General features: G+C 45.2%; 12 protein-coding genes and 1 tRNA gene. 2 read left to right on the forward strand and 11 right to left on the reverse strand.

Annotated features, from left to right (window positions below; all coding sequences use genetic code 11):
- Window positions 1-162: 162 nt before the first annotated feature.
- Together groL and groES are read right to left on the reverse strand one after the other, a co-directional pair.
- Window positions 163-1,794 carry a chaperonin GroEL gene (groL, locus tag SLU01_RS14640; RefSeq protein WP_147059640.1) on the reverse strand — a complete coding sequence of 544 codons (1,632 nt, stop codon included), beginning with the start codon at window positions 1,792-1,794 and terminating at the stop codon, window positions 163-165.
- A gap of 49 nt (window positions 1,795-1,843) precedes the next feature.
- On the reverse strand, window positions 1,844-2,128 hold the full coding sequence (gene groES, locus SLU01_RS14645; protein WP_147059641.1) for a co-chaperone GroES: 285 nt from the start codon (window positions 2,126-2,128) through the stop codon (window positions 1,844-1,846).
- A gap of 180 nt (window positions 2,129-2,308) precedes the next feature.
- On the opposite strand from groES, the gene SLU01_RS14650 reads away from it, so the two are divergent.
- A complete protein-coding gene (locus SLU01_RS14650; protein WP_147059643.1) occupies window positions 2,309-3,046 on the forward strand; it encodes a CPBP family intramembrane glutamic endopeptidase in 738 nt (245 codons plus the stop codon).
- Window positions 3,047-3,081: 35 nt separating this feature from the next.
- Here SLU01_RS14650 and SLU01_RS14655 read toward each other — a convergent pair whose 3' ends face one another.
- From SLU01_RS14655 to SLU01_RS14670, 4 genes are all read right to left on the reverse strand, one after another.
- Window positions 3,082-3,714, reverse strand: coding sequence for a YIP1 family protein (locus SLU01_RS14655; RefSeq protein WP_170232725.1), 633 nt, complete (start codon window positions 3,712-3,714; stop codon window positions 3,082-3,084).
- A 145-nt stretch (window positions 3,715-3,859) separates the two neighbouring features.
- Window positions 3,860-4,654, reverse strand: a complete 795-nt coding sequence (tatC, locus tag SLU01_RS14660; protein ID WP_147059647.1) for a twin-arginine translocase subunit TatC — start codon at window positions 4,652-4,654, stop codon at window positions 3,860-3,862.
- 17 nt (window positions 4,655-4,671) lie between these two features.
- Window positions 4,672-4,866, reverse strand: coding sequence for a twin-arginine translocase TatA/TatE family subunit (locus SLU01_RS14665; protein ID WP_147059649.1), 195 nt, complete (start codon window positions 4,864-4,866; stop codon window positions 4,672-4,674).
- 68 nt (window positions 4,867-4,934) lie between these two features.
- Entirely contained in the window at window positions 4,935-5,585 is a 651-nt protein-coding gene (locus SLU01_RS14670) for a redox-sensing transcriptional repressor Rex (RefSeq protein ID WP_147059651.1), read from the reverse strand.
- 125 nt (window positions 5,586-5,710) lie between these two features.
- Here SLU01_RS14670 and SLU01_RS14675 point away from each other — a divergent pair, with 125 nt between their 5' ends.
- Window positions 5,711-7,642: an ABC-F family ATP-binding cassette domain-containing protein gene (locus SLU01_RS14675; protein ID WP_147059653.1), complete on the forward strand. Its 1,932-nt coding sequence runs from the start codon at window positions 5,711-5,713 to the stop codon at window positions 7,640-7,642.
- Window positions 7,643-7,970: 328 nt separating this feature from the next.
- Here the strand turns inward: SLU01_RS14675 and tsaD are convergent, their stop codons facing one another.
- The 5 genes from tsaD to SLU01_RS14700 form a co-directional block, all read right to left on the reverse strand.
- The gene (tsaD, locus tag SLU01_RS14680) at window positions 7,971-8,993 is read right to left on the reverse strand and encodes a tRNA (adenosine(37)-N6)-threonylcarbamoyltransferase complex transferase subunit TsaD (protein WP_147059655.1); all 1,023 of its coding nucleotides are present in this window, start codon (window positions 8,991-8,993) and stop codon (window positions 7,971-7,973) included.
- Window positions 8,993-9,442 (reverse strand): ribosomal protein S18-alanine N-acetyltransferase, encoded by a 450-nt coding sequence (rimI, locus tag SLU01_RS14685; protein WP_147059657.1) that lies wholly within the window; start codon window positions 9,440-9,442, stop codon window positions 8,993-8,995. The genes tsaD and rimI overlap by 1 nt, the downstream gene beginning before the upstream one ends.
- Window positions 9,426-10,145, reverse strand: coding sequence for a tRNA (adenosine(37)-N6)-threonylcarbamoyltransferase complex dimerization subunit type 1 TsaB (gene tsaB / locus SLU01_RS14690; RefSeq protein WP_147059660.1), 720 nt, complete (start codon window positions 10,143-10,145; stop codon window positions 9,426-9,428). The genes rimI and tsaB overlap by 17 nt, the downstream gene beginning before the upstream one ends.
- The gene (gene tsaE / locus SLU01_RS14695; protein WP_147059662.1) at window positions 10,142-10,594 is read right to left on the reverse strand and encodes a tRNA (adenosine(37)-N6)-threonylcarbamoyltransferase complex ATPase subunit type 1 TsaE; all 453 of its coding nucleotides are present in this window, start codon (window positions 10,592-10,594) and stop codon (window positions 10,142-10,144) included. The genes tsaB and tsaE overlap by 4 nt, the downstream gene beginning before the upstream one ends.
- A gap of 142 nt (window positions 10,595-10,736) precedes the next feature.
- A tRNA-Asp gene (locus SLU01_RS14700) sits at window positions 10,737-10,812 on the reverse strand.
- Between the last annotated feature and the right edge of the window lie 106 nt (window positions 10,813-10,918).

Here is a 10,918-nt window from a genome sequence, read left to right on the forward strand (position 1 = left end):
TGACTAATAAGAGACTTCTTTTTAGATGGTAAAGCTTATGTCTAGCTGCAGCGGCTAGCCCCTCGAGGTCATAAGCCACTCTAAGAAGAAGGCAAAGAGCGCCTTCTTGCTTAGATCGTCTTATGCTGGTCGGGGCTGAATAGCCGCTTCCGCTTTTCGTTATTACATCATTCCACCCATACCACCCATGTCAGGCATGCCGCCGCCCATTCCAGCTGGTTCTGGAAGGTCTGCTACAACCGCTTCAGTGGACAAGAACATTGCTGCCACGCTTGCTGCGTGTTGAAGTGCAGAACGCGTAACTTTAGTTGGATCCACGATACCTGCTTGCATCATGTTGACCCACTCGCCGTTTGCTGCGTTGAAGCCGATGCCGACTTCTTCGCGTTTTAGGCGATCGACAACGATGGAGCCTTCGAGGCCAGCGTTGTTCGCGATTTGGCGAACTGGTTCCTCAAGTGCACGAAGGACAATTTTCACGCCAGTTGCGACGTCGCCTTCTGTGCCATCAAGAAGTTTTTCAACTTTCGTGTAGACGTTGACAAGCGCTGTACCACCACCGGATACGATACCTTCTTCAACAGCCGCGCGAGTTGAGTTCAATGCGTCTTCGATACGAAGTTTGCGCTCTTTCAATTCGGTTTCTGTTGCCGCTCCGACTTTGATGACCGCTACGCCGCCAGCAAGTTTCGCAAGACGCTCTTGTAGCTTCTCTTTGTCGAATTCGGAAGTAGTTTCTTCAAGCTGCGCACGGATTTGGCCAACACGGGATGCAATTGCAGACGTATCACCATTTCCTTCAACGATTGTTGTGTTGTCTTTTGTAACAACGACTTTCGCAGCCCGTCCAAGTTGAGTGATGTCAGCGGATTTAAGGTCAAGACCAAGATCCTCAGTAATGACTTCTCCACCTGTAAGGATTGCAATGTCTTCAAGCATCGCTTTACGGCGATCGCCGAAACCAGGTGCTTTAACAGCAACCGCGTTGAACGTGCCACGAAGTTTATTCACAACGAGTGTTGCAAGGGCTTCGCCTTCTACGTCTTCCGCGATCATCAACAACGGCTTGCCTTGTTGAACGACTTGTTCAAGAACTGGAAGAATTTCTTGGATGTTGGAAATCTTTTTATCTGTAATCAAGATGTAAGGGTTGTCGAGAACCGCTTCCATTTTGTCTGTATCCGTCGCCATGTATGCAGATGCATAACCGCGATCGAATTGCATACCTTCAACAACGTCAAGCTCAGTCGTGAAGCCTTTCGACTCTTCGATTGTGATGACACCGTCGTTGCCAACGCGCTCCATTGCTTCAGCGATCAATTCGCCGACTTCTTCGTCGCCGGAAGAGATAGCTGCAACTTGTGCGATTTCCTGTTTGCTTTCGATTTCATCGGAAATGCCTTTCAATTCTTCAACAGCAGTTGCAACCGCTTTTTCGATTCCTTTACGGATACCTACAGGGTTTGCACCAGCAGTAACGTTTTTCAAACCTTCACGGATCATTGCTTGCGCTAGGACAGTCGCAGTTGTTGTACCGTCACCAGCGATTTCATTCGTTTTAGAAGCGACTTCCGCAACAAGTTTCGCACCCATGTTTTCGAATGCATCTTCAAGTTCGATTTCTTTTGCGATTGTTACGCCGTCATTCGTGATAAGCGGTGAACCAAATTTTCTTTCAAGAACGACGTTGCGTCCTTTTGGTCCAAGTGTCACTTTAACAGCATCTGCTAACGTATCTACACCGCGAAGCATTGCGCTGCGCGCGTCTTCGTTGAATTTAATTTCTTTAGCCATTTATGAATTCCCTCCTGGTTTTGAATGTACTTATTTATAAGCGGTTCTCTTAACCGATGATCGCTAGAACGTCGCTTTCACGCAGGATTAAATATTCATTGCCTTCATATTTCACTTCTGTTCCAGCATACTTTGAGAAGATGATGCGGTCGCCTTCTTTTACTTCCAAGTCAACGCGCTGGCCGTTTTCAAGAACTCGTCCAGTACCTGCCGCAACAACTTTACCCTCTTGCGGTTTCTCTTTTGCAGAATCCGGTAATACAATACCGCTTGACGTTTTTTCTTCTGCTTCGATTAGTTCGATTACGATACGGTCACCTAATGGTTTCAACAAGTGAAACAACCTCCTCAGCATTATCTCTTCTTTTTAGCACTCAGCAACCTCGAGTGCTAATACATTTATTATCATAATAAAGTTGCCCAAAAATTGCAAGCAAAATACTTAGACTCTTTTCTCTTTGCTAAACTTCTTTTAAACCGCTAAAATGGACATCAGTAGAAGGGGCGTTGGACTATGAAAAATTGGAAAATCTACATATGGATCGTCACGATTTATATTGTGATGCAACTTGCAAGTGTACCTGTTGCCGAAGGGTTGATTAATTATTTCCACAATACTGCTGGCATGGAGATGGCGGAAGCGAAATTTAATGGCTTCGCATGGGGGCTTTTCATCGTAAATGTCCTTGCAGCACCACTAATCATTTACATGACGACACGGAATAAGAAATTCTGGAACATCTTCAAGACAGGAAAAAAAGCTTCTATTGGAAAGACAATTCTTTGGGGATTCCTTGGGTTGTTCATGGCGATGGCGGGGCAAATGCTCGCTGCCATTATTGAAATGGCGCTTGGTGTCATGCCCGGATCCGAAAATACCGCACTCTTAGGCGAGGTTGCGAGAATGTCGCCGATTGTGATTTTTTCAATCGTCATTTTCGCCCCGTTATTTGAGGAAATCATATTTAGAAGGGTACTATTCGGAGGCATTTATACGAAAACGAATTTCTGGGTTGCCGCACTAATAAGCGCATTCCTTTTCTCGGTCGTCCACGGCGAGTTGAATCATACGATTCTCTATATGGCGCCAGGCCTCGTATTCGCTTTCCTTTATTACCATACGAAAAGCATTTTTGCGCCAATGATTTCGCATTTCTTAATGAACAGCTTCGCCGTAATTGTTCAGCTGAATCTAGACAAATTCGAGCAACTGGATAGTATCAAGCAAGCATTCATTTTCTTTCTCCAATAAAAAACGGCTTCCCGCGTAGGGAAGTCGTTTTCTTTTTATCCAACCGTCGTAACTAATGAAAATAGAAGAAAGGCCATAATAATAGAAATAATGATTGAGGCGACAAAGACAAATGCCGTAAGAATTGCCAGTACCCCGAGACCCCGCCATGCCGAGAAATTATGGACAAGCCCAATCCCCTTGCATGAAATTACCGTTCCGTAAATTCCCACGCCTATTGTGACTAAGTTCATAAAAAAATAAACGCCAAGCGGCAAATTCGTTATGCCTAGGTTTTCTGTCGGCACTTCGAATAAACGGGATCCATATATGCCAAGAATAAGAAAGTTCATCGGCGCAATCCAGATACTTAGAATTGTGGCAGTTGGTGTGACATGGATCATTTCAGAAAACGCACCTGTCCCCCCAAGCCATTTCCCAATCCATGTATACAGCGCGGTCATAATCACCCAGCCAAGCAATGAACCAGTAAATATAAGCAAGATTGAAAGTAAAATGCTTAAAAACACCGGCATTCCGCTAAACCAACCCGTTGCTGCAAAAGCTATTGAGCCAGAACTAACTGATCCCAGCAGAAAAATAACTACCCCATAGCCAACCGACTTCTTCTCAAGCATATACGCCAATGTCTTCGTCGGCTGACTCCATATGGATAACAATGGATTCATAATACTCCCCCTCCCACTCCTATTTATATGATGGAGCAAAAGACGTTCAACACCCCATCTACCTATCATACTGGAACTTGTTTGGGATTTCATTACAAAAAAAGCCCTTTTGCCGGACTACTGATCCGAAAAAGGGCTTGCCATTTTACTTTTCCAAATTCCCCATCACTTCATCAATTTGCCGTTGCTGCTCCGCCTTTATCTCCTCACGCTTCCGCTTCTCCTCTGCCTTGAGGAACTTCCGATACCCGAAGCGGCAGATGACGATGCTGATTTCATAAAGAATGAACAAAGGTACGGTCACTAATAAATGAGACATAATATCAGGCGGTGTGATGAACGCTGCGATGACGAACAGTACAAAATACGAGTATTTCCTGATCTTAACCAGCTTCTTAGGATCCAGTATGCCTAGCCTTGATAAGAACAACAGGACAATCGGCAGTTGGAAGACGATTCCGAACGGTATCAAGATCTGGAAAAGGAAAGTGAAATATTGATTGATGCCAATCGTTTGCGTAATTCCTAACTCTCCCGATAAGTTCAGCATGAAATTCATGACGAACGGCACGAGGACAAAATAGGAGAATCCGATTCCGATGAGAAATAGGATAAACGCAAACGGGATATAGCTTAATGTCACTTTCCGCTCCGTTTCATGAAGCCCTGGCGATACGAACGACCAGAACTGGTACATGATAATAGGAGAAATGATAACAACTGCGAGGAAGATGATGACCTTCAAGTAAATGACGATTGGATCGACAACATTGAATGCGTGGAACTCATCATATCCACCCTCATTCAATAAAAACTCAATGACTGGTTTAGCGGCAAAAAAGCTACCAATTACCCCAATAACAAAGAAAACGACGATTACTATCAGCCGTTTTCTAATTTCTTCTATATGCTCAATGACAGTTAAGTTTTTTTCGTTCATAGGACAGACATCCTTACTTATTGCACATCGTTTTTCTTATCTTCAACTTTCTTCACTGTATCCTCATCATCTGAAGCAAGTCCTTTTGTTGCTGATTTAAACTCACGTAATGAAGAGCCGAATGCTTTTCCGATTTCTGGCAACTTCTTCGGTCCAAAAATGAGCAAAGCAATAATTGCGATGATAATTAAACTAGTTACACCTGGAGCCATTTCGGACACCTCCTTCATATGTAGTCTATTTTACATGAAAACAGCTTGTATTACTATTGACAAGCCGATTATAATTGTGAATCTTTTACGTCATTTTTTATGAAATAAATTAGTGACTGCAACTCCACCGATAAATCGATCGTATGGATGCGCATCCAGTCTGGTGCTGTCAATCGGACAGGCGTGAAATTCAAAATCCCTTTTACGTCAATTTCAACGAGTCGATCCGTAATATCCTGCGCAGCCCTAGAAGGAACGGTGAGGATGACGAGGTTAATATTCATTTCCTTAATCTTTTCTTCCATCATATCGGGATGGAAAACAGGAATATTGCTGACGATTTTGCCTTCCTTCGGCGCTTTCGGATCAAATGCGACGACAATACGTGTATTATGGTTTTTCTGGAAGTTGTATTTTAAAAATGCACTCCCCAAGCTGCCAACGCCTATTAACGCGACGTCTGTCTCTTCATCCTGATCCAATGTTTGGCGGAAGAATTGCAGGAGATCGTTTACATCATAGCCATACCCTTTACGCCCTAACGCCCCGAAATGGGAGAAATCCCTACGGATCGTGGCCGCATCGATTTTCATCGCCTCGCTTAATTCACTGGAAGAGATTCGCTTTTTGCCTGCGTTCGCGAAGTTCTGCAGGAATCTATAATACAATGGAAGGCGTTTAGAAGTCGCCTGTGGAATTCTCTGTGTCTCTCCAGCCATTTTCAACCTCCTGTACGTACGATCAGCCGATTCTATCGTACAGCAGATGCCCTTTGATGTAAAGCCGACCATTGCACCCGCATGCCCATTCGATTACACTTAAAGTATGAATTGAGGTGTGCAGAATGATTGTTTTACAAGTGAATGGTCTAACTAAATCCTTTTCTGGAACTGACATATTGGAAAACGTACGTCTCGAAGTGCAGCACCGTGACAGAGTTGCACTCGTCGGACGCAATGGCGCCGGCAAATCCACCTTGCTTAAAATCATCGCAGGGGAAATGACTGCGGATTCCGGCGATCTAGTCATGCCAAAAGACGTACAGATCGGCTATCTCGAACAACATGCAGGCATTGATTCATCCTTGACGATTTGGGATGAAATGCTGACCGTTTTCGAGCCTTTGCAAGTGATGGAAAGGCGTCTGAGAAAACTGGAAGCGCAAATGGCCGATCCTTCTGTATACGAACATGCCCTGGAGTATGATCGGGTCATGAAGGAATATGATGCCCTGCAAGTTGAATTTAAAGATTCCGGCGGCTATCAGTTCGAATCCGACATGCGCTCCGTCCTGCACGGCATGCGCTTTTATCCGGAAGACTATGAGAAGCATGTTAACCTGCTTTCGGGCGGGCAAAAAACACGTTTGGCACTTGCGAAGATGCTGCTCAGCAAACCGGATCTGCTCATATTGGACGAGCCGACAAACCATTTAGATATTGAAACACTCGGCTGGCTTGAGAAATATCTTGTCTCTTATGAAGGAGCGATTCTTATCGTTTCCCATGACCGTTACTTCCTCGATCAGATTGTGACGATCACTTATGAAGTGTCGAGACGCAAAGTGACGAAGTACAGCGGAAACTATAGCGCGTATTTGGATGAAAAAGCGAAAAACTATGAGCGGGATAAGAAGTTATATGAACGCGAAACGAGCGAAAAGGCGAAGCTCGAGGATTTCATCCAACGGAATATCGCCCGCGCTTCGACATCCAAAATGGCGAAAAGCCGCAGGAAGCAGCTCGAACGGACAGAATGGATGGATGCACCGGATGGGGATGAAAGATCCGCAAGCTTTTCATTCACAATCGACCGGCCAAGCGGAAATGACGTCCTTACGCTGGAGGATGTCGCGGTCGGCTACCAAAATAAAATCGTTTCTAAAGACATCAATATGCATGCGTATAAAGGCGATCGGATCGCCATTCTCGGACCGAACGGAATTGGCAAATCGACTTTGCTAAAGACAATCGTAAAAATGCAGGAACCGATTGCCGGGACGATCCGCTACGGTACAAATGTCCAGTTCGGATATTACGATCAAAACCAGGCAACGATCATCGGGACGGGAACAGTCCTACAAGAACTTTGGGATGAGTGGCCGATGATGAATGAAAAGGACGTACGAACCGTTTTGGGACGCTTCCTCTTTACTGGGGATGATGTCGAAAAGCCTGTGACGTCGTTATCGGGTGGTGAGAAGGCCCGCCTTTCATTGGCAAAACTCATGCTTCAAAAGTCGAACACGCTCATTCTCGATGAGCCGACGAACCATCTCGACCTGGATAGCAAGGAAGTGTTGGAAAACGCATTAGACGATTTTCCGGGAACCATCCTTTTCGTTTCCCATGACCGCTACTTCATCAACCGCATTGCGACAAAAGTGATCGATGTCGCTTCAATCGGTGTAACCGAATACCTTGGCGACTATGATTATTTCATCGAGAAGAAGACAGAGCTTGCGGAATTGCAAGCTGAGCAGACTTCATCGGCGGGAACAGTCCAACCGAAAACCAAGCGGAACGAGGACGACAAAGAATTCAAAAGGCAAGAGCGTCGATTAACAAGGGCAATTACGGAAATCGAAACATCCCTCGCTAAAATGGACAAGGACATCGAAGCGTTGCAGGAAGAGCTGTTGCGTCCTGAATTCGCGGAAAATCATGTAAAATTGATGGACCTTCAAGAACAGATTGATGCACTGCAAATGAAACATGATAGCGAGTCGGAAGAGTGGTTAGTTTTGCAGGAAGAGCTAGAAAATTTAAAGTCTTAAACATGAAATTGCTGTCGAATGGCTAGAATGCCTATTCGACAGCTTTTTTAGTTTTCGACAATTATCCAATCTCATTTTCCACAATCTTATCAACAACGCCAAAGTTGATTTAAAGGGATATGAACATAGTTATCCACGTTATCCACAATAACATCTTTCTTTACACACATAGTTATCCAAATGATGGAGAGATAATGCACATGAATCTTTTAATTATCCACAAATTATTAACAAATGTGCATAAGTACGAACGTTCCCTCTTGACAAGACAAACAATTTATTGCTCAAATAAAAACGGAAATCGTCAAAACTCGACGATTTCCATCACTTATTCAATCCACGATACGAGCTGCATACCCGGCCTGCCGTTCATTTCCATATTGCCACGTTTTCCATCGATAAACATCGCTGTACCTGCAGCACCAATCATCGCTGCATTATCCGTACAAAGGGAAATCGGAGGGACATAAAACGGAATCCCCTCTTTTTCGAATACGACATCTAAGGAAGCACGCAAGCCTTTATTCGCTGCAACGCCACCCGCCGCAATCACTTGCTTCACATTGAATTCCTTCGCTGCTCTCAACGTCTTGGCGGTTAAAACTTCTATAACGCTTTGCTGAAAGCCTGCGGCTACATGTGCTGGCACAATCGAGCCGTCCTTTTGTTCAAGATTATGTTTGTAATTAATGACCGCTGATTTAAGCCCGCTGAAGCTGAAGTCATAAGAATCCGCCTCCAGCCAAGCTCGAGGAAACTCAATCGCCTCATCGCTCTCAAGCGCAAGCTTATCAATCGCCGGGCCTCCAGGATACGGCAAGCCAAGGACGCGAGCCACCTTATCATACGCCTCCCCTGCCGCATCATCACGCGTTTCCCCGATTAGTTTAAAGGATCCGTGCTTCTCCATCATGACAAGCTCTGTATGGCCTCCAGACACGATAAGCGCTAACAAAGGGAACTCCATCGGCTGCATCAATTGATTCGCATAAATATGTCCCGCAATATGATGGACGCCGATAATTGGAAGTCCGTTCGCAAAGGCAAACGCCTTCGCTGCATTAATGCCGATCAGAAGCGCGCCAACGAGCCCCGGTCCTTCTGTCACAGCGACTGCATCTAAATCTTCCGGTTCAAGCTTTGCTGCAGCCAACGCCTCTTCAATGACAAGTGTAATCTGCTCAACATGATGACGCGACGCAATTTCAGGCACGACACCCCCGAACCGCTGCTGACTTTGGATCTGAGACGCAACAACGTTTGAGATGATTTCATGACCATTCTTAATAACAGAAGCCGCCGTTTCATCACAGCTCGTTTCAATCCCTAATATATAAATGTCTTTATCCATTAAAATTCCACCCACATGACGAGCGCATCTTCATGGTCGTCCGTATAATAGTTTTTTCGAATGCCGCCATCCTGAAAGCCGAGTTTCCGATACAAATTCTGCGCCGTATAGTTCGTCACCCGTACTTCAAGCGTCATCAGGCGCACATCATTTGCCTTACACAGCTCAATCGCCTTGCGCATCAAGGCCTCACCGATTCCATGACCCCGCATAAATTTACGCACCGCCACATTCGTAATATGGCACTCATCCAGCACGACCCACATCCCGCAATGCCCGATGACCTCGTCGTCCATAACTGCAACAACATAATGAGCATAATCATTCCCCGTCATCTCATGCTCGAAAACCTCATGCGTCCAAGGCGTCGCGAATGCCTCCTGCTCAATTTCGACGACAGCAGGAATATCATCCATCGTCATTTTTCTATACTCAATTCTTTGATCCACTGCCCTTTTCCTTCCGTTGCTGCATTAACCAATTCGCCTCCGCCTCCGCAATCCGGCGGTATTCCGGGGTAAATGCATGTGTATTCTCTTCATGTTCCGATTGCTGCGCGATGAAAATCAGCGAAGATGCCCGTGGAAGCTGCATCGGAAACGGTGCAATGACCGCATTCCCATTCAACTTATCCATTATGAGCGCCTCATGCATGCCGACGTCCTTGCCGACAAACAAAATGGAACGCCCCAATGGAACTAATGAATCCAACAACTCCTCAATCCCTAAGTGCCGATCTTCGTGAATCGCAACAAGGTTGCCATCTACGTATTCATAAACACCCGCATATACATGATTCCGTCGGGCGTCCACTAACGGACAAATAAGCCCGCTAAAATGAAGCGCATTCGCTGCTAACACCTTCAAGCTTGAAACACCGACAAGCGGCTTCTTCAACGTCCAAGCCAACGTCTTCGCAATCGTCACACCGATTCGAACGCCCGTATATGAACCCGGCCCTTCCGAAACCGCGATTGCATCGATATCTTTCGGTTTAAGCTGTACCGTCTCAAATAATTCCTCTATGACCGGCATCGCCCGTAAAGAGTGATTGACCGCCATGGACGAATTCACCTCTGCCAAAATCGCCCCATCTTTTACAATGGCGACAGACAAGGGCGTATTCGCCGTATCGATCCCTAACCATATCATAACGTCATCGCCTCACAAATCTTTTCATAACGCTCACCTTTCGGGGTGAACATAAGTTTTCTAGATGTGTCCCCTGTATGTTGTAATTTTATCTCAAGTCGTTCATTTGGAAGATCATCTTCAATTAAATGCGCCCACTCTACGATTGAAATCGAATCACCGTAGAACAGTTCGTCCCATCCAAGATCCTCATCGCTATCCGCCAGACGATAAACATCAAGATGATTGAGCGGATAGTTTCCTTCATATTGTTTTAGGATGGTAAATGTCGGACTGTTGACCGTTCTTGTTATACCAAGGCCTTTAGCCAGCGCTTTCGTAAATGTCGTTTTCCCTGCACCAAGATCGCCTTCGAGCGTGAGGACGTCTGGTGGGGAAAGTAAACTTGCTAACTTATGAGCAAGTTGTTCAGTTTCCTCTTGGGAATGAACATTGATTTCTATAGTCATAGTAATTTCCTTTCAACTCCACTTTGTTCTAGTGTACCGAATTTATGGTGTTTTCGAAAGCATAGCGTGTTAAACATATAATTAAACAATAAAAAACCGATCCTGGAATGAATCCACAATCGGTTGACAATTTAATATAAAATGGCGGTCCCGACCGGGATCGAACCGGCGATCTCCTGCGTGACAGGCAGGCATGTTAACCGCTACACCACGGGACCATTTAATATGTATACCTTTCGAAAGAACGCAAGGTTCTTAAACTGCTAATACATGTAATTGATCAATTCTAACCAACTGACATTCTAATCGAAAAGTGATGGTTTG

It is taken from the genome of Sporosarcina luteola (genome assembly GCF_007991495.1).
In the GTDB taxonomy this organism is placed as follows: Bacteria; Bacillota; Bacilli; order Bacillales_A; family Planococcaceae; genus Sporosarcina; species Sporosarcina luteola.